Genomic DNA, 26998 nt, shown 5'->3' with positions numbered 1-26998 from the left:
TTGCACAGTGCCTCCTATTTTTCGTTCTGAGCGTCTTTTTCTCTGGGCCTGCTCAACTGGTCCATGATCAGCACAATCGCGTTCCCAGCCCAAAACAGCATGCCCAGCTGGCTGTTGAACAGGGTATGATCCGTGAGGCCGCCAATGAAGATTCCCACCAGGGAGGCCATATAGCCGCAGGCCACACCCCGGATCCAGGGCCGGGTCCGTTTCCGGTGCCGGATCTCCCGGGCCAGCTTGAACATCTGAACCATCAGGAACAAAAACAGCAACAGCCCTTCAATCCCCAGTTCCGCCGTGATGTTCAGGAACAGGTTGTGGCTGTGGTACATGAACACATCTTCCGAAATGAAGAAGTTGTAATCGGGGAAGGCATAGCCGTAGCCATACCACCCCACCCCGAAAGGATGGTCTTCGATCATGTCCAGGGAACTCTGCAGATAGAAGAACCGCAGCTCCGCCGACGTATCATGGATGGAAAAGATGGACATGATCCGGGCAGCCAGCCGGCTCCAGCCTACGTACAGAACTCCCAGCCCCCCTCCGATGAAGGGCAGGAAGGCCTTGTGGTAGAAGGCCCCGGCAAACACGAACAGCACCCAGAAATAGGCCACCCAGTTTCCCCGGGAGAAGGTCAGGATCAGGCAGGCCGTGGCCAGCAGGAAAATGCCCACCAGGGCCCAGCGGGTCTTCCCCCCCTTCAGAGGGGCGAAGATCCCTTCACAGTAGGCCACAGTGGTCACCAGGAAGGCCCCCAGGAGGTTTGGATTCACCAGGGTGGATATGGCCCTCCTGGAAAGGTCCTTGAACGCCTCATGATCGATCCATTCGGCGTTCTGCAGGCTGGTACCGAAGAAGTACTGCCAGATGCCATAAGCCGCCACAATGCCCGCCGAGATCATAAACATTTTGATCAGGAACAGGGACCGCCGGCCGGTGCTGGCATAGCGCAGCACCAGGTAAAACAGCCCGGCCTCCTGCCCCACCACCCACAGCCAGTTCAGGCCGCAGGACAGAGGGTTCGGCGACCAGAGCACGCTGACGGCGCTGAGCAGGAACAGGGCCCACAAGGGCCGGCTGATGACCCTGGGAACCTGGATGGCTGGCCAGAATTGCCGGGTCCGCCAGCAGTTCACCAGGTTCATCAGGAAACAGATGCTGAATACGATGCCTGCCGCCAGCTGATTCAGGGGCAGGATGAAGAACAGGACACACAGCACCGCAAAGGTGCACTGGTTCAGGTTCCAGGATGTGGGAAGGCCCCAGTCTCTTGGTCGGTCCATGGCTCTACCGGTCCAGTCCCAGTTCCTTAAAGGTCCCCACCAGGTACAGAGAGCCGCAGACGATGACCACATCCTCCGGGCCGGCCTCACCGACCGCCTTTCTGTAGGCAGCCGTCAGGTCATCCATGGGAACCGCATTCTTGTGGAGCCGCTTCGCCAGCTTTTCCGGCGTTTCCGACCGGTCCCCCGCATGGGCCAGCACCGTGTAGATGGTGTCCTCCGGCCGGAACAGGATGTCCGACACCTGGCTCACGTCCTTATCCGCCATCATGCCGAATACGAAGTAACGGTGTGCCTTGGGATAATACTCGTCCAGTGCCTTCCGCAGCACGGTGACGCCAGAGGGATTGTGGGCCCCGTCCAGGATGATGTCCGGCTTCTGGTGGATCCGTTCCAATCGTCCCGGCCAGCGGGTCTCCTCCATCCCCTTCAGGATGGCAGCTTCCGTGATGGCCTTGTCCCTGGCGGCCAGCAGTTCGGCCACCTTCAGGGCCACGGCCCCGTTCAGCACCTGGTGTTCCCCGGGCAGATGGATGGTCACATCCAGTTCCTTTTCCCCGTCCCGGTACAGGAATTCCTGTGCGCCCATGGAACTGGACAGCACCTCCGCTGAAAATTGATTGCCCAGGATGTACAGTGCGGAATGATTGGCTTCCGCCGTATCCCGGATGACGGCAAGAGCCGCCCCCTCAGCCGCTGTCACCACCGGTACCCCAGGTTTGATGATCCCGGCCTTCTGGGCAGCGATGGCTTCGATGGTCTTGCCCAGCCGTTCCGTGTGCTCCAACGTCACATTGGTGATCACCGAAACTTCCGGCGTGATGATGTTGGTGGAGTCCCACAGACCTCCCATACCCACTTCGATTACAGCCAGGTCCACCTGTTTCTCGGCGAAGTACAGGAAAGCCATGGCCGTGAGGAATTCGAACTGGGTAGGCTGCTCACCCCCGCCGGCCAGCCACTTGTCCAGGGCGTCCTTTGTTTTTTCCGTGACAGCGGCGAAATCTTCATTGGAGATTTCCTGCCCATCCAGGCAGATCCGTTCATTGTAGCGGACAAAGTGGGGCGAGGTATAGGTCCCCACCCGTCTGCCGCTTTCCTTCAGGATGCTGGTCAAAAAAGCCGTTACACTGCCCTTGCCGTTGGTGCCGGTCACATGGACTGTCCGGATTTTCCGCTCCGGATGGTCCAGAAGGGCCGCCAGGCCCTGGATCCGCTCCATCCCCAGATGGATGCCGAATTTACCCAGACTTTCTACGTACGCTACCGCATCCGTATATTCCATCGCGTTACTCCTTTCCAGATCACAGTTTCCGGAGAGTCTCCATCCGTTCCTTCAGGCCATCGATCCGGGCCAGCACTTCGGTCTGTTTGGTCTTTTCTTTTTCCACCACTTCAGCCGGAGCCTTGGAGAGGAAGTTCTGGTTGCTCAGCTTGCCGGCAGCCCGTTTGGCCTCTTTTTCGGCCCCGTCCAGTTCTTTCTGGAGACGGGCCAGTTCCTTTTCCACATCAATCAGGCCCTTGAGAGGCAGATACACCTTGGCACCGTTGACCACAGCAGCCATGGCGTTTTCCGGAGCCACATCGTCCATGCCACCGATAGTCAGGCTGTCCACCGTACCCAGCTGCTGGATATAGGAAGCATGGGCCTTGAACACGTCCTTCAGGTCCTCGTCCACCAGCACCGTAGCCGGAGCCTTGTGACCCGGAGCGGCATTCACTTCTGCCCGCATGTTCCGGATGGACTTGATGGAATCCATGATGACGGTCATCTGTTTTTCCACCGTGTCGTCGATCAGGGCATCATCTGCCTTCGGCCAGGGAGCGATCATGATGCTCTTACCTTCATGGGGCAGGTGCTGCCAGATTTCTTCCGTGATGAAGGGCATATAGGGATGCAGCAGCTTCATGGCATCGCCCAGTACCCGGCACAGCACGCTCTGGGCCGTGGCCCGCTGGGCCGCATCCTCTTTGTTATACAGACGGGGTTTGGCCAGTTCGATGTACCAGTCGCATACTTCGCCCCAGATGAAATCGTAGATCAGACGGCCGGCTTCTCCCAGTTCGAATTTCTCCAGGTAATCGGATACGGCCTGGATGGTGTGCTGCAGCCGGGACAGGATCCATTGATCCGCCAGGGTCAGAGGCGCTTTTTCCGCGTTTTTATCGTAGCCGTCCAGGTTCATCAGGGCGAACCGGGAAGCGTTCCAGATCTTGTTGGCGAAATTCCGGGTGCTTTCGATCCGGTTCCAGTAAAACCGCATGTCATTGCCCGGGGTATTGCCGGTGATCAGCATGAACCGCAGGGTATCGGCGCCATATTTGCCGATTACGTCCAGGGGATCGATGCCGTTGCCCAGGGATTTGCTCATCTTGCGGCCCTGTTCGTCCCGCACCAGCCCGTGGATGAATACATGCTTGAAGGGTTCTTTGCCCATGAATTCCTCACCCATGGTGATCATCCGGGCCACCCAGAAGAAGATGATGTCATAGCCGGTAACCAGCACGCTGGTGGGATACCATTGTTCCAGTTCCGGAGTTTTGTCCGGCCAGCCGAAGGTGGAGAACGGCCACAGGCCAGAGCTGAACCAGGTATCCAGGGCATCTTCGTCCTGATGGATGTGGGTACTGCCGCATTTCGGGCAGGTGGTCAGATCCGTCCGGGAGGCGGACACGGCGCCGCAGTCATCACAGTACCAAACCGGGATCCGATGGCCCCACCAGATCTGCCGGGAAATGCACCAGTCATGGATGTTTTCCATCCATTGCAGATAGGTCTTGGTAAACCGGCTGGGCACGAACTGGGTATGGCCTTCGGTGACGCATTTGATGGCCGCTTCTGCCAGAGGTTTCATCTTGACGAACCACTGGGTGGAGACCATGGGTTCCACCACGTGGTGGCAGCGCTGACAGTGGCCCACCGCGTGGGGCGCATCTTCGATTTTCACCAGCAGGCCCATGTCCTTCAGATCCTGGACGATCTGCTTCCGGCATTCGTAGCGGTCCTGGCCTTCATACTTGCCAGCGGCTTTCGTCATCTTGCCGTCCAGGCCGATGACCACGATTTTTTCCAGATTGTGCCGTTCGCCCACTTCATAGTCGTTGGGATCGTGGGCCGGAGTAATCTTCACAGCGCCGGTACCGAATTCCAGGTCTACATACTCATCGGCGATGATGGGGATTTCCCGGTTGGTGGTGGGCAGCAGGATCTTCTTGCCCACCAGCTTGCCATACCGTTCATCTTTGGGGTTCACGGCTACGGCCGTATCCCCGGGGATGGTTTCCGGACGGCTGGTGGCAATGGTCAGATAGCTGTCCGTTTCGCCCACGATGGGGTATTTGATGTACCACAGGGCACCCGGGTCATCCTGGTGTTCCACTTCCACATCGGACAGGGCCGTACGGCAGTTCACGCACCAGTTGATCATCCGGGTCCCTTTGTAGATCAGGCCCTTTTCGTACAGGCTCACAAAAGCCTCCCGCACAGCACGGCTCAGCCCTTCGTCCATAGTGAAACGCTGGCGGTCCCAGTCGCAGGAAATGCCCAGGGATTTCAGCTGGGTAACGATGGTATCACCGTATTCTTCCTTCCATTTCCAGACCCGTTTCACAAATTCATCCCGGCCCAGGTCATACCGGGTCAGCCCTTCTTTTTTCTTCAGTTCCTCTTCCACCTTAATCTGGGTCGCCAGACCTGCATGGTCATAGCCGGGCAGCCAGCAGGTGTTGTCCCCCATCATCCGATGCCAGCGCACCAGGATATCCTGCAGGGTATTGTCCAGGGCATGGCCCATGTGGAGTTTCCCGGTAATGTTGGGAGGCGGGATCACCACGCTGAACGGTTTGCGGCTCTTGTCCACCGGTTGATGGAAGAACCCGTTCTCGATCCAGTATGCATACCATTTCTTTTCCACCGCGGCCGGATCATAGACCTTGGGGATGTTGTTTTCTTCTGCCATGTTCTGCCTCCTTAAAAAAATAAACTCGCCCTGTTTTATAGGACGAGTTGTTCGCGGTACCACCTACATTCTCAATTGCTTGAGCACCTTCAAAGACGTAACGTGCCTTCTCCGGGCAGGGCTCTCCACCCCGCCGGCTCCCGGACGACTTCCCATGCATTGCACAGATGCTTCCACCAGCCGCATCCTCTCTGCTGTGCAAGCGGCATTGTACTCCTTCCGTTCCCCGCCTTTGTCAGTTTGTAGCTGTATGGAGTCATTGTAACAAGGGGGACGGGAAAAGTCAATGGCTACAGCGCCTCAATATGCCGGCACAGGATCTTCCCCACGCTGTCGGCCATTTTGTCCAGGTCCCTGACCTCCACGCAATCCCTGCCGAAGATCTTCCGGGCATCGCTCATGATGTGCCTGTTTTCCCCATTGATCAGCCCAATGACCCGGATTCCCTCCCGGCGCAGGCTGGCAGCCTCGTCCGCCGTATTGGCCACTGCTTTTTCATCCCGGTATTCTGCAGAGCTGAACAATCCGTCTCCCATCAGGGGCTTGTCATCGTTGGGTTCCGCATCGGTGAGCATAATCAGGATCTTCCGGGTGTGGGTGAAATCCCCCATGAGCTGCCGGGCACCCCGCAGGGCAAGCCCGTCCCGGTTCCACCCGGTGGCCACATAGTTGAAGATGCTGGTGCAGCGTTTCTTGTCGCTGTACTCCTTGAACAGGGTCAATACCGTGTAATCCCGCAGGGTGCAGAACGAATACACCTGATAGGGAATGCCGCACTGGCGCAGGCTCTCGGCGATTACATAGGCCTGGGAGGCAATGACCTGCTGGTATTCCCCCCGGCTGGCCGAAGCATCCAGCATCAGGTCTATGGTAAAGTCCGGGGTGGACACGGTCTCATTTTCAAAGAACACCCTGTCGTCGTTCACCTTCAGGGCCCGCCACACCAGGCCGGGCACCAGTTCACCCTCTTTGGAGGGAATGGGCAGCCGGGTCCGGCTCATGCGCATGACGCTGCGCAGCTGTCCTGTAAGCCTGGCAATGCTCTTCCGGCACTGCTCCCCATGATCCTTGTAGTAGGCCAGATTCTTCACCCGCTGCTGATGGGCCCCTTCCAGCCAGCGGGAGGCTTCGCCCGTGGTCCCTTTGCTTCCCAGGCGCCCCCGGGTAAAATGCAGATGGCATCCTCTGTGAGGCCCGCTGCACCAGGCCTGGTCGATGTCCAGCATCTTCCTGGGCGGATAGATGCTGGCCCCGAAACAGTCCACGATATACTGGTAGTTCTCCGCCTGGGTCTGGCCGGTAATGATTTCCATCAGACTGTTGTGGGCCTTTTTCCCGGACAGGATGTCCAGTGCCTGCTTTTTGGAGTACAGGAAATTGAACACGCTTTCCTGCCTGCGGCTGATGTGGGGCAGCAGCCAGTCGATCAGATCGCCCAGACCCTTGCTGATGATGACCTTTTCCAGGCTTTCCCGCACCAGGAAATGGGACACGAAGTACTTTTTGGTCAGTTTCCGGAAATGATCACAGAGTTGCTGGGTAGTCCAGGCAGGGTCGAAGCATAGCCCTTCATACAGGCCCCTGGCCCAGGGGTCGTGCAGGTCCCGTTTCTCTCCCAGCACTTCGTGCCACCGGGCGGCCTGCATTTCGTGGGCCACCCCCTGCTTATCCAGCTTCGTCCCGTTGAAATAGGCCCTGGCGTGCTGTTCCCGCAGATACTTCAGCACCGGCCGTACAGGGATTTCCCTGGCATAGGTACAATATTCCAGCCCCAGCCAGAACAGATCCGTAAAGGTATCCACCAGGGCGCTGTTTTCCATTTCCTGGAACATCTGGTGGATGAGCGTTACATCGTAATATTTCCGGGTCAGGCCCACCACCGCATTCAGGTACAGATCCGGTACCCCATTTTCCCCGTAGGCCACAAAGTCCGGGTCAAAATGGTAGTCCCAGGAAACATCCCATACGATATTCAGTGCCCGCCGGCGCCTGGCATCGTATTTCAGTTTTGCCATGATCCATCATCCCTCAAAGATATCCTGCTTTTTGCAGTTGCCGGGGATGTGCAGGTTGATCACATCCCGGATCAGGCCCGGTTCGTATTCATCAAAGGACTTGTTCACAATGCCCATATCCAGGGCCTTGTGAGGATCCAGGCCGGCCTGCATCAGGTGGATGGCATCCAGCATCCCCCGCAGATCCAGCGCTTTTTCCGAAATCTCGCTTTCCGCACATTTCTTTTCCAGGTCTTTGAAGATCTGGCAGAAAGCCTTCATGGCATCCTGGCGGATGGTGGGGAATTCATCCTTCAGCAGCCGACCCAGGGACTCCGTGGAAATGGCAGGCAGCTGGATCACCACGAACCGGGAGGCCAGCGCTTCATTCAGTTCCCGGGTACCGGAATACCCGTAGTTCATGGTGGCAATGAACCGGCAGGCCTTGTGGGCATGGAGCCGGTCATAGCCTGGGATGTCCACCGTATGACGGAAATCCAGCAGAGAATGGAGTACGGCCATGGCTTCGTTCCGGGCCATGTTGATTTCATCGAACACTCCGAAGCCGCCATGGACGGCGCACTGGTACACCGGGCCCGGCCGGAATTCCACTTCCCCGTTCTTGAATGTATCCGTGCCCAGCATACCCGTCGCATCCATATTAATATGGAAAGAAACGTTCCACATGGGGCGGCCGAAGACACAGGCCAGATTTTCCGCCAGCACGTTCTTGCCGGTAGCCTTGTGCCCGGCCAGGAGCAGGTTCTGCCCGCACAGCAGGGCAGCGATGGCTTCCTCCCACACATCTTTCCCATAATAATGGAAATGGGGCTCCGGTACCCGGTCCGCCAGTTCCGGCGGCGTGGGGAATTCCTTCCGGTACCCTTCGATTCCCTTGATCAGTTCTTCACTGATTTGTTCTTTTTCCAAAAATTCCAGCATCACACGGCCCCCTCCAAGGACAATTTCACACTCTTTGAATCATGTTTATTATAGCACAAAAAAAGAGCGCCGCTTGCGCGACGCTCCCGCCAGATCATGGGCCGGACAACCGCCCCTCTTCACTCCGGAACAGCTCCGAAGCGGTTGTCTCCCTCTGTTCCCTTGCGGATCAGCAGATAGATATATACAGCCAGATGGACCACCGGGATGAAAAGCAGCAGAACCCACCAGCCGCTCCGGTCCATATCATGGAAACGGCGGACGAACAGAGAAATTCCACAGACCATCATCACCAGATAGGTCAGCATCCACAGTCCTAGCAGGGCAATGGCCCCCACTCCGCTTTCAAACAGGGTGAAGAGGCATACACAGCCCATGAGGAAAAAGGTCACCAAGCCGGTCCCTGCCAGAAGCAAGGCCCCCCGCAGAGCCATTTCCACCCGGCCCAGACGGCCGTGGAAATTCAGGTACAGTTCCAGCAGGGAAGCCCAGTCCCGGGGAATCTGCCGGGCAAAAAAATGACGCTCCATCCACTGATAGGGCGACAGCCTCTCGTTCTTCCCTGCATTCATTTGATCCAACAATGCCATACGGCCTCCTATTCTTTCAGCGTTCTCCTTCAACAGTCGAAAGATATTATATCTATTTTTGGCAGGAAAAGAAAGAGGAATTTCACAAAAAATGCGCATTTACGGTCATCGCTGTGAACGGTTCCCCCCATGCGCACCTCCCTGTTGTTTATTTTTCCGTCTCTTCTCCCTCTTCCGTCAGCACTCCAAGTTCCTTCAGGGCTTCCCGGATGGCTCCCAGTTCCTCCTGGGAATCGGCGGCAACCGTCAGGGTGTGATGCCCATGGGAAAGGGTGGCAATCAGCGGAATTTCGTATTTCTGGAAGCTTTCGATGTACTGCTTCACATCTCTCCGGTTCTTCAGGTTCAGGTAGGCCTGGATGGGACCACTGAAATCCGGCAGGATGGTCACACTGGAAACCATGCCGCCGTTGTCCACCACTGCATTCATTTCTTCCTGAGCGCTTTCCGGTGTCAGTTCTTTATATTGGCAGTCGAAGCTGGCCGTCAGGCTCCGTCCATTGATCTGATACCCTCTCCGGGTGGAGACGATGGCCGTACCGGCACTCCGCAGAAGGGCCATGTCCAGGACAATGACCTGGCGGGATACATTCAGATCTTTGGCCAGCTGGTCCCCTGTAATGGGTCCGGTTGAACTCCTCAGGATTTCTAATATTTTTTCTCTCCGCTGCTGATTCTTCATATATTGTTCCCCCCACACTGCAGGCCTTCTCCGCTCCTCTCCAGCCTGTTTTCTCTATCTATTCATAACTGCATTTTGTCAGAAGCAATTCATTTGTATTGTATCACATATAATTATGAATGTCTAAAAGAACTTCTATTGTAATCTAAAATTTTCGTTATTTCTATACCGTTCAACAAGGGGGGTAAATCAGGAACCAAAAAGAGGGTGTCGCACACAAGGTGCAACACCCTCAATCTTTTCAATTGGTGACCCCGGAGCGATTCGAACGCTCGACACACGGCTTAGAAGGAATGATTATTGCTTTTTCTCGGTTTTATTTGCTATATATAGTGTTTTTTGTTATTTGCCTTGCTATATATAGTATATAGTTTCCAGACTGTCAGCTAATTTTATCCAGTACTGCAACTTCAATTCCTTTAATAATAGTTTCCTTATTTATTCAGTGAACTCCATATTTGTTCACCAGATAGAAAATTACATCACCAAGTTCTTTTTCATTTTGCATAGATTGTACCCAATTAGTATTGGCCAGTGCTTGATCCATTATTGTCGTGCCTTTTTTTATTGCTTCTTCTTCTAGCACTATGCTTAACGTTCTCTTATGAGCTAAATTTCCTTCTACCATATAAACCAAGTATTGAATGTATTTATTTTTTTCCTTCATTTTAAAATAAAAGGCCACTGCAATGACTATACTTAAACTAGCCCAACCTTCCAGCACCCATACGCCAATAATTCTTTTTTCAAATAAAAGCCATGGAAGAAAGAATAGAGCCCCCGCACCAAAGTAAACGCCAAGAAAAGCGATAATTCCCAAAAAGCCTTGTATAAAACTTGGATAGTCTTCAAAATTTTTCATCCTTAGATTCTCCTAAATATGCCTCTTTATCCTTGCCAGATTATCCCATAAAACAGAATTTAGAGATAATACCCCAACCCACTTCTATTCATGTAAATCCTAAAATTATCGGCATCGTACATGTCTCCGATAACCGTTGTACTCCCACTTGTACGATAAAGAATTGCCATGATCCGATTATTGCTAGTCCCCACCATAAAATCAAGATGATGCCTGTTGCGATCAAAATAGGTAACGATATAGACTGGCTTCCAGCCACTTCTTGTTTGGATTTTATATGCACTGCTTTGTTGATAATAACCCATACGCGGTTGATTGTCGACAAAGTTAGCATCTGTAGTCGGATGCGCTGAGCCATAAGTTGCAATCAATGTTTTCACAGAATCCCCCACCTGTATGCCCAAATCTGTTTTGGGACCTGGTTTCAGGAAAATCAAATATTGCAGTACCCCAGGAGCCCAACCATAGACTATATTTCCGTTTGAAATAGCCATGAACGTAGTATTATCCTTAGTAATGTAATAGTCAGACCCGCTATCTTTATTAAAGAAGCGGTAGTTGTGAGAATTAATGTAATCCCACATAGGCTGTTGCCTGTCAGTATGGAAGTTATTCAACACCCCTGCATCTTCCACATAGGCATGGGCCGGTGTTACCCCAACGCCAGTACCCAGCAACAAACCTACGGATAAGAGTAATCCCATTGTTTTCTTTCCAAATTTCATCATAAACACTCCCTTTTTTCTTGCGTCAATAACAACGATCAACTTTCCCCAAAGATTCTAATTCTCCGTCCTCATCCCCCTTCATTCCTTCATGAACTGTATATCTGGAAGCTGCGCAACCAGCTCCTGGGTTTTGATGCTCACGGTCATGACGGACAGCAGAAGATCCAGGATATACCGGGGATTCCCCTGTTCCCGGCACCAGTCGTTGGGATCGTTCTTCAATTGAGAAGCCTTGTCCACTTTCACCTGGTACTGGTCCATGATCCATTCCACCGGGCTCCGCCCGTTGACCACATACCCATACACCTTTTCCGGAATGTTCCGGATGGTAATGGATTCGTTGTACTGGAGCACCGATTTATCGGCAGTTTTACTGTCTTTCTTGCCAAAACGGATTTTCTCCACGGTAAAGTTTCCCTTTTCCGCTCCTTCCACAACCACCCCTTCCGGCGGTTTCTGGGTTTCATAGTCCAAATGGAGCTTGGCCAGGGCACGGCCGATTTTCATGATCTGCACAAAATCTTCCCGTTTCTCCACAAAACTGATCCGGGGCAGGGATTTCTTCAAATCCGCAGCAAATTGCTTCCGATAATTGGGCAGATGCAGGAAGCCATATACATAGAAGAAAATGTCTTCCGCCGTAATGTCACTTCCATACCGGTTATGAGCCTCTTTCAGAGCAAAAGGTGTAATAGCGCTCTTCCGTTCCATTTTAGGAGCTTCCGGATCAAACAAGCTAGTCTCCAATTTATCTTTTTCCTGATAATAGTAAAGAGGAAAACATTGTCCCTTTTCAATCATATCAAGACATGGTATTTCATCAACAATAAATGGTCTAAAAGCTTTTGAATTTCCTATTCCCGGCACACAAATTAACAAATTCTTAGAATCTACTGTCGGAAATAACTTAGGCAGTTGATATGTTCTTTGATTGAGATTTGTATCAAAGAAAAGCCATTTTTTACTAAATGGACGATACATAGACATTCTAAAACTTCCATGGTTTTTTTGATAGACTTTTCCTTTTTTGGCATCTTGGATAGTGTCTGCGACCCAATTTATTTTCGAAGAATCCCTAAGGAAATCTGTTATTTTGCCTTCTTGATACAACCGGGTTTGTTGATTATAGAATTCTATCGTTGTATCAATATTTTTTTCCAAAGAATGTGAATGTCAACCAAAAAGTGAGCCACTTGCTCACGAATTTTTGAGCCACTCATGCTCATGAAAAAGTGAGCCACCTGCTCACGAATTTTTGAGCCACTTAAGCATTCGTCATCTTCTGTTTGCTGCTGTGCAAACGGTAAGACTGTCCATTCATATTTAAAACACTGGAGTGGTAGGTGAGCCGGTCGACCAATGCGGCAACCAGCGTCTCGCTGGCAAACATCTCCGTCCATTTGGAAAACTCCAGGTTTGTCGTAATCACTGTACTGGCTCTTTCACTCCTTTCGGCAATCACTTTGAACAACATTTCAGATTCTTCCTGGTTGAATCTTGCATAACTTAATTCATCTATGAGCAGCAGGTCTGCTCCGCTCAAAGTTTTTTCCATCTTGCGCAACTGGTAATCATCATGGGCTTCACATAGCTCAGTTGCCAGCGTTGTGGCATTGCAGAAAATGACCTTCCAGCCCAGCAGACAGGCTTTCACTCCAAGGGCTGTCATCAGATGTGTTTTCCCCGTCCCCGGATTACCGATCATCACCAGGTTCTCATGCCTCTTTATGAAATCGCAGCTTGCCAGCTGCTTCACATATTCAGGCCGAACATGTTCCAGCCTTGTGAGATCAAACTCTTCCAGGGTCTTGAGCATGGGAAAGTGCGCTCTCTTCAGCCTGCGTTGCTGCTGTTTTTCCTGACGGGATGCATATTCCCGCTTCATCAACCCGAGCACGAATTCTTCCAGGCTTTGTCCGGGGCGGAATTTTTCCGCTGGTTCACCGACGTCTTTGAAAGTGGGAAGTTTAAGCTGTTTCGCATAGAAACGGAGTGCTTCCTTTACACCTGCGTCCTGCACATAGTGCCTCCTTCCTGTAAAAGCTGGTCATACATTGAAAGATCTGTCTGCTGCACTTTTACCGGGTCGGTAAGGATATGCGCTTTCCTGTCGGAAACCATAAATTGCTCTTTGTGCTCCCAAAAAGCGTTCTCTCCGTCGGCAGCACATAGCCGCAGAATCTCAACCAGCTGTTCGCTGCTGAATGCATTGGTCTCCAGGAACTGTAGCAGGGCAGCACTGAGGTTCTGCCGTACCGGTTTTGCTTCCAGGATGCTGCGCGGCTTGTATTCCAGCAACGGCAGATAATGCGCAAGTTTCAGAATCTGCTGGTTTTGCCCATAGTTTCTGGCGTGTTCAGCAATCAGTTCCCCCTTGGCAAAGATCCGAATCTGTTCAGCATAGGCTCGCACCGTGACCTCCTGTCCCACATATTTCACGGGCACAGAATAATCGTTAGCGACGAATCGGACAACAGAAAAGGGTGTTACTCGGCAGACTGCTGCTCTGCTTGCATCAAAAGGGCTGCCCGGCAGTGGGCAGAGACGTTTCTGGTCTTCCAGGAGCAGATCCTTTACAGGGTTCTCCCGTCCAGGGATTTTATGCGTATTCGCATACACCTTGCATTTATCCAGCAGGAGTCTGTTCAATTCGTCCAGCGCATCTACTCTGGGTACAGGGACAAAGACATTCCGGCGGACCCAGCCTACGAGATTCTCCACCAGTCCTTTTTCATTTCCACTCCGGACATTGCAGAAAACGGTATGGAAGCAATAATGGGCTGCAAATGCTTCATACTTTTCCTGGGCAATGGCTTCTTTGCCACCTTTTTCCTTAACGGCTACCCGGTCATTGTCAAAAATGACCTTAGCAGGGACGCCCCCAAAGAATTCCAGAGCTTTTCTCAATGCTTCAAGTAAAGCTTCCGTATTCTTCCTGCGGAAACAGACCACGAAAGGAGCACAGCTGTAGCAAAGGCGGGCACAAAAGAAATTGACTTTAGTACGCACTCCTTTGAGGTAAACCACAGCTTCACCCCAATCAATCTGCATCGCATCACCTGGAAGGTGAGCCAAAGGGACGAAGGCTTCCTGAAGATTGCCACGTAACAGATGAACGCAGCGCCGGACTGTGCTTGCACCTCCTGTAAATCCAGTTTCTTCTACCAGGCGGTCATAAATCCGCTTGGCTGTGTGGTGCTGCTTCTTATTGGGTTCTTTCGCATCTTCATCCAGACAGCTCTGGATGAATCGAGTCACCTCCTCTGTAATCACTGCAGATGTCCGATGATATTCGCAGCGGATGCCCGGGAGTGCATTTCCTTTGCAATACTTGGCCACAGTATTACGGGAGATATGCATTTCTCTGGCAATCTGGCGGATAGATTTTCCATCGCGAATGTACATCTGGCGAATTTGACCATAATCTTTCATAGTGATGACCATCCTAACATCAATCCCCTTAGAATCAAATTACTGACTCTAGTATAGGGGAACTTGTTTCAGAGTGGCTCACTTTTTCATGAGCATTTAGATCTTAAATGGCTCACTTTTATATTAGCATTCACACAAAGAATTTCGGGAAAAATTGAAGCACCAAACATCCCTATTGGTTTTAACTCCATTCGTATAAAAATTACAAAATACTGTTTGATCTATAGTTTTATTTTTTTTGTCACCCAACACGATTAAATCTTGAAAAACATTGCTTCTCTTATTTAACCAATCATGTTTTTCATTAGGATGAATGGCTGTCCATGTCATTTTAGGATTGGACACTTTTCCAAACTGATTAATGATATCCAGTTTGTCTTCCCGGGAGAGGTAATCCCCAATATCATGATAGAAGATATCAGCTTTCACATTTTTTGCATTGGGATTTTTCACCAAAAGAGTAATGGCAACAGGAGTGCGGGTTCCTTGTCCAAAAACATTATCCCTCTCTTTTCTTCTGATTTCTCCCTGTGTACGTGCATTTCCCCGAAGATTGAAAACATAAATACTGGAAAATTCTTCTTCCAGGCATTTCCGCATCCCGTCCATGGCACTTCCATCCAACCAACCAGCATTGGATACAAAACCAATAATACCGCCTTGCTTTCCCAAACGGTCACTGGCCCATCGAAAAGCTTTGATATAACTATCATAAAGAGCAGTTTTTAATGTAGCTTTCGTATTAGCTGCGTAAGTATCCGCAATTCTTTCCTCCAAAAGAGGATATGTTTCGTTCTGTGCATTATCATTGGCAGACTTTTGCCCCACCGAATATGGAGGATTGCCAATGATGACCCGTATGGGCAGCTGCATTTGGTGTTCCACCCGCTTGGAATTCACCGGGAATTCTTCCGTAAACATGGTGCTGCTGCCGTTTTCGCCCAACTGGAAGGTATCTGTTAGACAGATTCCTTGAAAAGGCGTATAGGGCTCCTGAGGAGCCAGGGCATGATAGGTACTTTCAATGTTGATGCTGGCAATGTAATAGGCCAGCAGGACGATTTCATTGGCATGGATTTCATCCCGATATTTCCGCAGCAAATCTTCCGGAGAAATCAGTCCCAGCTGCAGCAGCCGGACGATGAACGTCCCGGTTCCCGTAAATGGATCCAAAATATGGATGTTCTTATCCGTCAGATGACAATAGAATTCTTTCCCCAGCAAAGCATCCACACTGCGTAGGATGAAATCCACCACCGGAATGGGCGTGTAAACGATACCCAGTTTTTCCACAGTGGTTTTGGCAGCCACTTTGAAGAACGTCTCATACAGGTCGGTAATGATTTTCTGCCGGCCTTTGTCATTATCAATACCTTCACAGCCCTGCCGGATTTCATCATAAAAGCCCTGGAGGGTTTTCCGGTCTGCTTCGTTGCTGTCCTTCACATCATCCAATACCCCCAGGATTTTTTCCATGGACCGGGACACCGGGTTCTGTTCAATGAATTTGGCATCCTTGAACAAAGCATCAAACACAGGCCGGGTAATGATATGCTGGGCCAGCATATTGATGGCATCCTCCTGTTGGATGGAGGGATTCAGATTTTTCCGCAGTCCGGCTACGAATTTATCGAAAGGCTGCCTGTACTTTTTATCGCCCTGGACCAGTTCCCGGATCCGTTCCACATGACGCCGGGCAATATCCGCCACTTCTTTCCCCCAGGTTTCCCAATACCGGCGGGTTCCTACCTTTTCCACCATGCGGGCATAGATAGCCTGCTGGAGATTGCCAAAATCCATGGTCAGCTGTTGATACGTAACTGGAAGGTGATTTTCTTTGATTTGAGAATCAAGTCCTTCATATGCGCCGTCATAAGTAACTGGAGCCGTGGTCACAATAATCCGATCGGATGGTTTATCATTCAGATTCAATTGATTCACATGGGCATTGAACCGGTCATCGTGGGCACGGAGAGCGTTGAGTACGGACCAGACAATATTGAAATCTTTGCTCTTATTCAAGGCCTCTTCCGGTTTGACCCCAGAAGGAACCACCACCGGTATGATGATATAGCCGAACTTCTTCCCTTTATCCTTGGCGGTCCGCATAACACGGCCCACTGATTGGACCACATCCACTTCAGAATTCCGGGAAGAAAGGAAAATAACGGCATCTAGGGCAGGTACATCCACCCCTTCTGACAGGCACCGCACATTGCACAGGATATGGCAGTCGGATCCATTGGTATCCGTTTCTTTCAGCCATTCCAGTTTCTTTTCCCGCAGGGAAGCCGGCATGGATCCATCCACATGATCTGCCTGGACATGGACGACTTCTTCCTTTTGAGCATCCGTCAGGCTTTCGTAATAGTCATCGGAGTATTCGTTAAAAATCTGGGCAATTTTCTTGCTGGCACTGATTTTGGAGCAGAACGCCAACGCCGTATGCATGAAATTGGGGTCTACTTCTTTTAAGATCTGGGACGTTTCGTCATCGATCATCCGTTTGGAAAGGGCATTGATACAGCCGATGAGTTTGGCTGCATCATCGGTTTCAATGGCTTCCTGGTTATTCTTGACGGCAATCTGCATGGCAGCCGAAATCTGGTCTTCCCCAATGGAGAACACCAATACTTTATAGTCTGCCAGCAATCCCTTTTCCACGGCTTTCCCAAAACCGATATGATAGATTTCCTGCCCGTAGAGCTTTTCATCATCCATGGAACAGAGGACCGCATACCCCTGATCCGCTTTACTCTTGGCCGCCTCCGTATACAGTTTCGGGGTGGCCGTCATATAAAGACGGCGCCGGGAAGGCAGGAAACCATTGTCATGGACTTTGATGAAAGGAGATTGTTTTTTCCCCTTCACCACATATCCGGCCGTCCGATGGGCTTCATCACATACAATGATATCAAAAGGCGGTTCCTGATTATTTTCTTCCGGCTGCTGGTTCCGTTCCAGGAACAAATCATCCCCTTCCGGATCATTTTTGGTCGTGTGGAAAATCACATGGTGAACCACGTCGATGGATTGATAAGTGGAAAAGATCACCACAATCCCGCCGTTCTTTTTCTGTTGTTCGAAACGCTGGTGCAGGATGCGCCGGGCTTTCTCCACATCCGTAGTCGCCGGAAAAGGCAAATCAACTGTAGAAGCATCTTCGGCATCCGCTTCCACTCTTTTCCGTTTCTGAGCCGGTGTTTCACTGGCACTGGGATCAGAACAGATGCAAACCGGATAAATGGTAGTCGTGGTGTCATTCATCCATTCCCGCAAGGTTTGGGACAAAAGGGCAATGGAAGGCACCAAAAACAGCGCAAACCCGTTTTTCTGGGTTTCCGTTTCCATGATGTTCAGTGCTGTATAGGTTTTACCAGTACCACAAGCCATGATCAGCTTGCCACGGTCATGATTCTTGAAATAGGCATGGGCCGCCTGGATGGCTTCCACCTGATGTTCCCGGGGACTCTTCTTGGCAGACGGTCTAGCTTCTGCCCCTTCCAATCCGTCCGCCAGGGCATCCCAATCTACTTCTGCATCCCGCAGGTCATAATAGCCCAGCCGCTGGAAAGGAATGCTTTGGTTCCTGGTGACTTTTTCTGCATTCCGGCTCCAGCTGCTTTTGGTATCAATCCAAAGCATCAGAGAAAAATGCCGTGTCATCCCTTGTTCATCCTGGAAGCTCCGGCTGGAATTGGTTACAAAATTGCTGACAGCCGCTTCCTGGATGGTGGTATTTTCCTGATAGAATTTACATTGGATGGACCAATAGTCTCCTGCATAGGTTTTGGCCACCAGATCAATCCCCAAATCCGTTCCTCCAAAGTCTTTTCTGAACGGGAATTCGTTCCACAGCCATACTTCTTCTATATCCTGTTTGTAAAGCGGCGCTGTTTTCAGGAAATGCTTCATTAGTATTTCAAACCGCTGTCCTTTTTCCCGTTCATTCCGGGACATTTTGCGATAGGATTCAAGGATTGATGCAAAAGACATGATATTCCCCCATAATATAAATAAATGGAACTCTGGTTCCCATGGATTTTATGTGTTTCTTATTTTATCATTTATTGATTCCTAGAGGCAGAGAAAATTCGGAATGAAAATACAATAGCCTCTGGAAGTCATCAATTTCCAAAGGCTTTTGTTGCGTTATACCATTTTATTTGAAAAATGCCGGTGCAATGCCAGGCAAATTCCCATAATCTCTAATGTAATTCATCAAGAAAGCTTTCTTTTCTTCTTCAGAAAAAGACAACCATTGTTCCACAACACCCGTTACAGGTCCTCCACACACACTGATTTTGGGCTTATTACAATTGAGGGTATTGTCTTCCGGTTCTACTGCAAAATATTTTTCTTTTTTTTGAGTGGAAAGCAGGCAATCCGTTGGCAGCTCCTTACAGGAAGATATGATCAACCGGGTGGCAAATGCATTATATTCATTGAGAAACGGACTTCTCATCCCCACAAATTGAACACCCAGATAGGCAGATACCTGAAGAAGGAAACAGGCATATTTGATACCACCGTTTAAAAAATATCGTAATAAAGTCTGGTCATCATCAGATTCACCAAAATAGAAACAGAGAAATGGCTGTGTCCCTTTATGATCACGGAAGTCCTGAATATCCACAACATTCATTCCGAAAGAATATCGCAATTTTCCGGTCAACAGTCCATTTTTTGTGTTTTCTTCACTATTTGGCCGTTTTATGGAATATGGGAATTCCCCTTCCGGGTAATAAAAAACAAAATGTTCCCGTTTCATAGGCCAGGGATCCCGTCCCAACAGATAATCAAGCTTTACATGGAAGTAATCGGCAATGTCACAAAGAACCGGTATAGATGGCAGCCCCTTCCCTTTCAAATAATTACCGATGCCAGCCGATTTAATTCCCAACACATTGGCAAACTCTACCTTTGTCATGCCAGTCTGAGCAAAAAGATTGCCAAACCGTTCTACAAAAGCATTGATGGTTTCCTGAGAATTGGTTCTTGCATTGGGTTCAGATTTACTTTTGGGTAAAAAATTCATGATAATCTCCTTTAAAATGCTATTGATTTTAGAGATTCTATGTGATACACTATGCCTAGAAATTAAATTTGGAATTTAAGTTAAATTAATTTCGATTTATATTATCTGTTCCTTATTGCTTTAATTTTACCATTCTAAAAGGAGGTTGTCGAGATATGATTGAGCAAAAACTGTTTTCGGTGCAGCAGGCCGCCAGAGAATACTTTGGTGGAAAAATTAGCCGTGCCAAAATCTATCAGCTTGTTCAACAAAACCAGATTGAGAGCATTCACGTTGGAAAAAGGATTCTCATTCCAGAGAGTTCCTTGGATAGTTTTTGCCAGTTGAACAGCACCGTAAATAGTCGTGAAAAGGAAGTGGTTTGATGAAATTTCTGGAAAGGGAAAAGCGAAAATATTTTCCCGTCAAAATGCCAAACGGAAAAATCAAGTACATAAGAGATCGAATTTCTTTCCGCCAGGCAAAAACAAAAAGTAAATAGGACATTGTCTGTGCAGCGTGAGGCGCCAGATCGAAGCCCATATGGGCATCGGTTTGGTGCCTTTTCTGTTGAAAGGAGGTCATCACAATAGGGATATGGGAGCAGGAACATGGCAAAAGCCATTAAATCCGTCTTCGACTCTGTCCCCATCCCTCCCCCATCTTTCCAAATATCCCTACTATTCATTTATCCTGTCCCTGTTTCAGATTCCCATCTTTCCAAGAGTTTTGATTACCGGCAGGGATACACCACCGGTGAGACAGCGTATGGACGGAAAAGGTTTGTTTCCGTCCTAGCAATTTTTATTCTACTGTTCAATGAAAGGAGTAACCAAAATGACGACATCAAAAGAGGAAATCAAACTGTACTGCACAACCGAATGGAAGCAGAAAATTTCCCGTCTGGCAGCCCTGGAAGGGAAATCCGTTTCCGCTTTCATTCAGGACGCTGTGGAAGCGGGACTCTCCGCCAAAAATTCTGGAATATCCACGAACGACTTTCGTCATCTCTACTTTGTGGAAGCCCTCCTGCTTTGGCAGGCTCATCAGCTGCTTGATGATGAAAACGAATTCAAGGCCGTCGTGGGACAATGCAAAAGAAAGGCAGGCATCCAACATGATTAATTCCCAATCCCAGCTTCGAAAAATCTATCAGGAACGGCAGCGGACTGCTCTATGGGAATACTATCGTTGCTATCTGAAAGAGTATGCTCAAAAGCTTTTCGTTTTAGGTTCTGCCGAAGGACTCCTTTCCGTCTGGATTACCATCCAGCGGATTACTCGTCAGGCAACCATCCAGGGTGACCATCTGCCCAGCGCAGTTGCCTGGAACTTCATCAATCCGTTTATCCCTTCTAACCATAATATGACACTGGGAAATGCCCTGGCAAAATATTTTACGGATGTATCTCCGGCTCTCCAGATTCCCAAAAGCGTCTATGACAACTGTGTCAATTTGGTGCTGGATGGACAGGCCTCCTCCATCGCTGCCCAGGGAAAAGCGCTGTTTTGGTTCTTCTTTCTGGGAACGGCTATCTTTCTCGGGAAAAACATCTATCAAAAATACCGAAAAGAACAACAAGATACTGGGTTTATCCGTGGTTCCCGGCTGCTGCCCACAAAAGAAGTAGCCTTGTCCACCGGAAAGAAGAAAGCAATCATGCACATCGGCCCCGTCCGTATCCCCACGGAACTGGAAAGCCGTCACATCCTGGTGTACGGTGCCAGCGGTTCCGGGAAATCTACCCTGCTGGCCCAGATGCTCCATTCCATCAATGCTTATGTGACAAAGACAAAAGAACCCCGCCCTTACGTCCTTATCGATGTGAAGCCAGAATTCATCGGGAAGTTCTATCGAAAAGGGGATATCATCTTCTGCCCCTTCGACAAACGAGGCGTGGCCTGGAACCCCTTCAACGACATCAACGACATGACGGATTACGATTCATTTGCACGTTCCCTTTTCTTCTTCAAGGGAAAGGATCCCTTCTGGGAAGAAGCTGCTGCCCGTATCCTGGGCGACATTCTGAAGGCATTGCAGCTGCAAGACAAAGCAACTCTAGAGAATCTTCGTTCAACGCTGCACATGGACGTGGATGAACTTCGCGGCACTTTGGCAGCTCTTCCTCTGGAACAGTTCAAATCCAATTCCCTTTTGGATAGTCCGGACAACACCATTCAATCCATCCTGGCCACCTTAAACGTCAATACAGCCGTTTTTGACTATCTCACCTCAGATCCCAATGAATCCTTCTCCTTCCGGAAGTACATCCAAGGAGAATATCGCCGACCGGACGGCACCATCCCCAACCTTTACATTTTAAGTCCTGCCAACAAAAGCGAACTGATGACGCCACTCATCACCCTGGCCACCAACATCATGATGACGGCCACTCTGTCCCTGTCCCCAGATCCAACAAGACGGATTTATTTCTTCCTGGACGAACTGGGCAACATGAATAAAATCCAGATGCTGCCGGACCTGATCACCAAAGGACGCAGCTACGGCGCGTCCATCATCGCTATGAGCCAGGACAGCGGCCGTATCAAAGAAAAATACGGCCCCGAAGTGACCCAGTCCATGACTAATAACTTTAGTACGTTCTTGTCCCTTCGGATCAACGAAGCAACATCCGCCGCGGATATCGCTAAAAACTTCGGGGAAGGAGAATTCCGGGAAACTCACGTCAGTTCCCAGACTACAAAAAACGAGGGCCCAACAACAACGTATTCCCAAGACCGTAAGACGTATCCCGTGGTCACCCCCAGTGAACTGCTGAACCTGCCCCAGTTCCACGGATTTCTGAAAATGACAGAATACGGAATCTGCCCAGTCACCGTCCCCAACATCCACTATCCGGATCGGGTTCCCAATTTCGATCCAGTTCCAGCAGAGACCATCATCGATCAACTGAGACCTATGAAATCAAGAAAAGAAGATTTCGTTGCGCATTTCCGGAAAACAAAAAAGGAGGAATAAAGCATGGTCACACTGACTGCCATTTCGCCCCGTCAAACCAACGATTATTACCGGAAGGACGATTACTATGCCCGGACCATCAGCAATGAGGACTTCTGGGTGGGCTCTGCGCTCACCCAGGAAGACGCCGCCCATATCGCCACTCCCGTAATAAATGGAACAGCTCCTTTGAAAATGGAAGACTATCTCAACACTGTGGCTTCCATACGGGGCGATATGCCTTACGACTCTACGAAACTGGCTCTTGACCTAACTTTCTCTCCGCCTAAATCCATTTCCCTGGCTGCCCTGGATCCGGCTTTCCAACAGGACCTGATCCAGGCTCATAACATTGCCATGAAAAAGGTCCTGCATCGGGTGGAAGCAGAGTGCATGATCTGGCGTGAACACAAAGGGAAAAAGACCAGTTATATCAATACCCACCATATGCTGGCAGCTTGTATCCAACACCGGGTTTCCCGGGAACTGGATCCACAGCTCCATACCCATGTAATCATTTTCCGAAAAATCAAGACGCCTAACGGCTATGGGACCATGGAGGACAAATTTCTGTACAATCGACGTTATCTGTACTCCCTGCTTTATGATAACGAGCTGGCCAACCAACTGATGAAGCAAGGCTACGACCTAGAAACAGTCAAAAAGAATCCCCGTGCCCGCTATGAATCCTTTGAGCTGAAAGGCGTTTCTCCTGAGTTGATCCAGTTCTATTCCAAAAGAGAACAGCAACTGAGAAGTTACCAAACCAAGAATGAGATTGCAGATAGCTGGCTGGGTTCCCATTATGCAGCCAAAGCCTCCCGGCAGGCGAAACCGGAAATCAATCTTCCCCTGCTGGAAGAGGCCTGGCGCAAGGAAATCCAGGAAAAAGGCGGTATACAGGTATCCCGTGATCCTTTAAAAAGACGAACCCGTTATCTTGAGAAACTGGATTCTCTTTTTATGGAAGCCATCCATGACTTGGAAGTTCAGAATTTTTCTTTTACCAAAGAAGATATGCAGGTGGCTTTCTTCGAAAAGACCATCCCTCTGGGGGCCACTGGAGAAGATTTCAATCTTCTATACAAAGAAAATCTTTATCGCCTTTTCCAGCCAATGGGGCACCTGTCCCACAACCTGACGGAAAATTTCACAACCAAAAACAACCTGGAAAAAGCAAAAGAAATCGACCGTATTTTGTTGAATCAAATGGATTTTTCCTACAACAGCTATACTCCGGAAGAGGCCCAAAAATCCATTGACAAAGAAAATCAAAAGCTGAAAGACAAGGCTGGCTGGGAGTTGACCAAAGGACAGAAGGATGCTATTTATTCCATACTGACCAGCAAAGAAAAATACATTGCCATTGAAGGGATTGCCGGAGCCGGGAAAACCACCGCTTTAAAATATGTATCAGACCTTCTGGAAGCAAAAGATGTTACTGTAAAGGGAATGGCATTCACCGGAAAAGCAGCTGAATCTATGGAAACAGAAGCCCAGGTGGATTCCACCACCATCCATAAATTTTTCACAGCCCTGACCAATCAGCCGCAAAAGAATTTGAAGGATCCTCACTGGGATTTTTCCCGGGTAAAAAAAGCAGAAAAACCAGAAGTATGGATAGTGGATGAATCGTCCATGCTGAATGACCGACTGACGGCCGCAATATTAGAAGCGGCGGAACAAAAGAAAAGCAAAGTGGTATTCCTAGGAGATACCAATCAGTTGCTGCCCATCGGCACAGGAAATGCCTTTCAACGAATGGTCAGGGAAAACAAGTTGCCCGTAATCTGTATGAAGGAAATCACCCGACAGGAAAAAGATTCAGAACTGCGAAAAGCCGTAGAAGCTCTTTCCGGAAAATTCCCCAAAGGGGAAAAACATCCCATCGAAAAATACCTCAACGATAAAATCATAGAAAACCATATGCGAAAATCCCTGTTCAACAGTATCGTTCGTGATTATTGCTCTTATTCCAAAGAGGAACAAAAAAAGGCTATCATCCTGGTAGCCCAAAATAAAGACAAAGACGATTTAAATAATAAAGTACGGAAACGGCTTCTTTCCCAGGAAAAACTCCGTCCGGGCACAGCTGTCCAGGTCATCAATCATTACGGAGATAAAGTGGAAAAGGAATTTTCCGCTGGGGATAAAATCATTTTTGAGCAAAACGATTATAAAAGCCGGGATTTTCAGGGCAAAAGCTGTCCCGTCAAAAATGGACAGCTGGGACAAGTGGTGGAAACCTCTTCCCAGGGAATCATGGTGGAAAGCAATGGTCATCTGTTCTCCATTCCCAAAGACAGTGCTGTCCACATGGATTACGCCTATGCTCTGACGTCCCATAAGGCCCAGGGGATTACTATGGATTATGCGCTGATCTATCATGATGCAGAACAAAAACGCCTGAACAGCCGAAATAAATTCTATGTGGACGTCAGCCGGGCAAAGAAAGATGTGAAGATTTATACGAATGACAAAGAGGCCCTAATCCGTCAGACCAAGTCCTTCCAGAAAAAATACTCCTACGAAGATTTCATCAAAGGCAAGAAAAAAGAGCCTCCAAAATCAAGTTTAGAGCAGAAAAAAGTAAAGACAGGGGGAATGAGTCATGGAAGAAGAAAAAAGCGTCCTGACGGGAAAGAAAGGTCACTGTAGACGTGGGAACGGTGAAGGATTCACCATCAAAAGAGGAAATACCTGGTATGGACAATTCAGTATAACCCAAAACCACAAACTGATCCGGAAAGGCTTCACCGCTGACACTAAACTGGAACTGTTGGAAAAAGGCCGGGAATGGATGAAATGTGTCGTACAGTCTTCTCTTCCCCTTACACCGGGAAAAGCTACCTTTGGCCAATTTATCCGCTATTGGCTTGTCCAACACAAAAAGATGAGTGTAAAGCCAAAGACCTATCAGAAATATGTCACCACATTTTCCACTTACCTGCTGCCAGTTTGGAACGATGAAAATCTTGCCAAAATTTCTTCCGTGGACGTGCAGAACCTGATCAATGATTACAGTTCTGGGCAAAGGACTGGTTCCAAAGGGAAGCCTCTTTCTTCCAGCACAGTACGGTGCATCCGCCGATATCTTTCGGAAGCCTTTCGATATGCGGTCCAGGTGAATCTTCTGACCAAAAATCCTGTGGAACTGACTAAAGCCCCTCTTCTGGAAGTAAAAGAAATCCATGTCCTGTCCATCGAAGAACTCCATTGCCTGCTTCAGGCCATGAAATCCCAGGCCATGGACCATTTAGGAGATCCCCATGAAATGCTTTATTATTCTTCCTTTATCGCTGTTCAACTGGCTGCCAGTACGGGGATGCGTCTGGGAGAAGTCTTCGGTCTTTGCTGGGACTGCGTAGATTTGGAAGATGGTTCCATTTCTGTCCGAAGGTCCATCCAGACCGGTGGTAAGCTCAACGTTTTCCAGACCACAAAGACCAAACATTCCCGGCGATTAATCCGGATCAGTACTGACTTGGCAACAGAGCTAAAAGAGTACCGTTCTTTCCAGGAACAGTATGCAGCCCGCCTGGGAGACCATTGGCACAATGTCAGGAATGCATTGATTACCGGCCTGTTTGGCAACATCCTGTCCACCAGCAATTTCAAAGCCCGTTACTTCCTGCCAGTCCTGGCAAAACTGGGTATCCATGATTTTTCCTTCCATGACCTGCGCCATACCCATGCCACCCTGTTACTGGCCAAAGGAGTCAATCCGAAGATTGTGCAGGAACGGCTTGGCCATTCCACCATCACCTTGACCCTGGACACCTATTCCCACCTTGTCCCTGATATCCAGAAGGCTGCTGTCAGGGCATTGGATGACCTTGGAATTTAAAATCGAAAGGACCATGGAATCAACTTGTATTCCATGGTCCTTTTCTCGTTCAAAATAAAAACTACTAGAAAAACTACTAAAAATGGCAAACAAAAAGCCTTCCCGAACTCGGGAAGGCTGATATTACCTTGGTGACCCCGGAGCGATTCGAACGCTCGACACACGGCTTAGAAGGCCGTTGCTCTATCCAGCTGAGCTACGGGGCCAAATAAAATGGAGCGGGTGATGGGAATCGAACCCACGTAACTAGCTTGGAAGGCTAGGGCTCTACCATTGAGCTACACCCGCAAAGTAAACATTGGTCGGAGCGACAGGATTTGAACCTACGACCCCCTGCTCCCAAGGCAGGTGCTCTACCAAACTGAGCTACGCCCCGTCGCACATACAGGCCAACCTGATCATAAACAAAAAAAAGATAAAAAAAATATGGTGGGCGCTAACAGGATCGAACTGCTGACATTCTGCTTGTAAGGCAGACGCTCTCCCAGCTGAGCTAAGCGCCCAAAAGAAGTGGTGACCGGAGAGGGAATCGAACCCTCGATACCGCCGTGAAAGGGCGGTGTCTTAACCGCTTGACCATCCGGCCACTTGGCTCCCCGAGTAAGACTCGAACTTACAACAACTCGATTAACAGTCGAGTGCTCTACCATTGAGCTATCGGGGAATTCTGCGACGCTCATGCGCTGCGAGTGTTATTATATTA

Annotated in this window: 19 protein-coding genes, 6 tRNA genes, 1 pseudogene and 1 other annotated feature; of the genes and pseudogenes, 6 read left to right on the top strand and 20 right to left on the bottom strand. The window is 49.5% G+C overall.

Annotated elements, in window-relative coordinates; translation table 11 throughout:
• Positions 1–14: 14 nt before the first annotated feature.
• From BQ5462_RS04385 to BQ5462_RS04320, 14 genes are all read right to left on the bottom strand, one after another.
• The gene (locus tag BQ5462_RS04385) at positions 15–1283 is read right to left on the bottom strand and encodes an O-antigen ligase family protein (RefSeq protein WP_071142211.1); all 1269 of its coding nucleotides are present in this window, start codon (positions 1281–1283) and stop codon (positions 15–17) included.
• Between the two features lie 4 nt (positions 1284–1287).
• Positions 1288–2568 carry a bifunctional folylpolyglutamate synthase/dihydrofolate synthase gene (locus BQ5462_RS04380; RefSeq protein WP_071142210.1) on the bottom strand — a complete coding sequence of 427 codons (1281 nt, stop codon included), beginning with the start codon at positions 2566–2568 and terminating at the stop codon, positions 1288–1290.
• 19 nt (positions 2569–2587) lie between these two features.
• Positions 2588–5242: a valine--tRNA ligase gene (locus BQ5462_RS04375; RefSeq protein WP_071142209.1), complete on the bottom strand. Its 2655-nt coding sequence runs from the start codon at positions 5240–5242 to the stop codon at positions 2588–2590.
• 35 nt (positions 5243–5277) lie between these two features.
• Positions 5278–5478: a binding site (T-box leader), on the bottom strand.
• 54 nt (positions 5479–5532) lie between these two features.
• Positions 5533–7257 (bottom strand): vWA domain-containing protein, encoded by a 1725-nt coding sequence (locus tag BQ5462_RS04370; protein ID WP_071142208.1) that lies wholly within the window; start codon positions 7255–7257, stop codon positions 5533–5535.
• Between the two features lie 6 nt (positions 7258–7263).
• The gene (locus BQ5462_RS04365; protein ID WP_071142207.1) at positions 7264–8178 is read right to left on the bottom strand and encodes an AAA family ATPase; all 915 of its coding nucleotides are present in this window, start codon (positions 8176–8178) and stop codon (positions 7264–7266) included.
• Between the two features lie 119 nt (positions 8179–8297).
• Positions 8298–8768, bottom strand: a complete 471-nt coding sequence (locus BQ5462_RS04360) for a DUF805 domain-containing protein (protein ID WP_159429672.1) — start codon at positions 8766–8768, stop codon at positions 8298–8300.
• Between the two features lie 148 nt (positions 8769–8916).
• A complete protein-coding gene (locus BQ5462_RS04355; protein ID WP_071142205.1) occupies positions 8917–9450 on the bottom strand; it encodes a transcription repressor NadR in 534 nt (177 codons plus the stop codon).
• Between the two features lie 442 nt (positions 9451–9892).
• Entirely contained in the window at positions 9893–10312 is a 420-nt protein-coding gene (locus BQ5462_RS04350) for a hypothetical protein (RefSeq protein WP_071142204.1), read from the bottom strand.
• A gap of 59 nt (positions 10313–10371) precedes the next feature.
• The gene (locus tag BQ5462_RS04345; protein WP_143038019.1) at positions 10372–11040 is read right to left on the bottom strand and encodes a hypothetical protein; all 669 of its coding nucleotides are present in this window, start codon (positions 11038–11040) and stop codon (positions 10372–10374) included.
• A gap of 78 nt (positions 11041–11118) precedes the next feature.
• Positions 11119–12201, bottom strand: coding sequence for a type ISP restriction/modification enzyme (locus BQ5462_RS11235; protein WP_159429671.1), 1083 nt, complete (start codon positions 12199–12201; stop codon positions 11119–11121).
• A 103-nt stretch (positions 12202–12304) separates the two neighbouring features.
• Positions 12305–13060, bottom strand: a complete 756-nt coding sequence (gene istB, locus BQ5462_RS04335) for an IS21-like element helper ATPase IstB (protein WP_071141678.1) — start codon at positions 13058–13060, stop codon at positions 12305–12307.
• Positions 13042–14484 (bottom strand): IS21 family transposase, encoded by a 1443-nt coding sequence (istA, locus tag BQ5462_RS04330; protein ID WP_071141677.1) that lies wholly within the window; start codon positions 14482–14484, stop codon positions 13042–13044. The genes istB and istA overlap by 19 nt, the downstream gene beginning before the upstream one ends.
• 111 nt (positions 14485–14595) lie before the next feature.
• The gene (locus tag BQ5462_RS04325; RefSeq protein WP_235819629.1) at positions 14596–18387 is read right to left on the bottom strand and encodes a restriction endonuclease; all 3792 of its coding nucleotides are present in this window, start codon (positions 18385–18387) and stop codon (positions 14596–14598) included.
• Between the two features lie 247 nt (positions 18388–18634).
• Positions 18635–19510 carry a helix-turn-helix domain-containing protein gene (locus BQ5462_RS04320; RefSeq protein WP_071142200.1) on the bottom strand — a complete coding sequence of 292 codons (876 nt, stop codon included), beginning with the start codon at positions 19508–19510 and terminating at the stop codon, positions 18635–18637.
• A gap of 155 nt (positions 19511–19665) precedes the next feature.
• On the opposite strand from BQ5462_RS04320, the gene BQ5462_RS04315 reads away from it, so the two are divergent.
• From BQ5462_RS04315 to BQ5462_RS11420, 6 genes and pseudogenes are all read left to right on the top strand, one after another.
• Entirely contained in the window at positions 19666–19875 is a 210-nt protein-coding gene (locus tag BQ5462_RS04315; protein ID WP_071142199.1) for a helix-turn-helix domain-containing protein, read from the top strand.
• A gap of 451 nt (positions 19876–20326) precedes the next feature.
• Complete coding sequence (locus BQ5462_RS11145) at positions 20327–20614, top strand: type II toxin-antitoxin system TacA family antitoxin (RefSeq protein WP_071142198.1); 288 nt, start codon at positions 20327–20329, stop codon at positions 20612–20614.
• The gene (locus BQ5462_RS04305) at positions 20607–22469 is read left to right on the top strand and encodes a type IV secretion system DNA-binding domain-containing protein (RefSeq protein ID WP_071142197.1); all 1863 of its coding nucleotides are present in this window, start codon (positions 20607–20609) and stop codon (positions 22467–22469) included. The genes BQ5462_RS11145 and BQ5462_RS04305 overlap by 8 nt, the downstream gene beginning before the upstream one ends.
• 3 nt (positions 22470–22472) lie before the next feature.
• Entirely contained in the window at positions 22473–25106 is a 2634-nt protein-coding gene (gene mobF, locus BQ5462_RS04300) for a MobF family relaxase (protein ID WP_071142196.1), read from the top strand.
• Positions 25060–25455, top strand: a pseudogene (locus BQ5462_RS11655) (tyrosine-type recombinase/integrase); the annotation flags it as partial. The gene mobF and the pseudogene BQ5462_RS11655, both read left to right, overlap by 47 nt.
• Before the next feature lie 117 nt (positions 25456–25572).
• A complete protein-coding gene (locus BQ5462_RS11420; RefSeq protein ID WP_235819573.1) occupies positions 25573–26295 on the top strand; it encodes a site-specific integrase in 723 nt (240 codons plus the stop codon).
• Between the two features lie 129 nt (positions 26296–26424).
• Here the strand turns inward: BQ5462_RS11420 and BQ5462_RS04290 are convergent.
• From BQ5462_RS04290 to BQ5462_RS04265, 6 genes are all read right to left on the bottom strand, one after another.
• Positions 26425–26501, bottom strand: a tRNA-Arg gene (locus BQ5462_RS04290).
• Positions 26502–26509: 8 nt separating this feature from the next.
• A tRNA-Gly gene (locus BQ5462_RS04285) sits at positions 26510–26583 on the bottom strand.
• A gap of 11 nt (positions 26584–26594) precedes the next feature.
• Positions 26595–26671 (bottom strand) — tRNA-Pro (locus BQ5462_RS04280).
• 51 nt (positions 26672–26722) lie between these two features.
• Positions 26723–26798, bottom strand: a tRNA-Val gene (locus BQ5462_RS04275).
• Between the two features lie 8 nt (positions 26799–26806).
• A tRNA-Glu gene (locus tag BQ5462_RS04270) sits at positions 26807–26881 on the bottom strand.
• 3 nt (positions 26882–26884) lie between these two features.
• Positions 26885–26959: transfer RNA gene (locus tag BQ5462_RS04265), tRNA-Asn, on the bottom strand.
• Positions 26960–26998 lie beyond the last annotated feature (39 nt).

Source organism: Acidaminococcus timonensis (genome assembly GCF_900106585.1).
Taxonomy (GTDB): Bacteria; Bacillota; Negativicutes; order Acidaminococcales; family Acidaminococcaceae; genus Acidaminococcus; species Acidaminococcus timonensis.
This window is presented reverse-complemented; position numbering and strand designations above follow the sequence as displayed.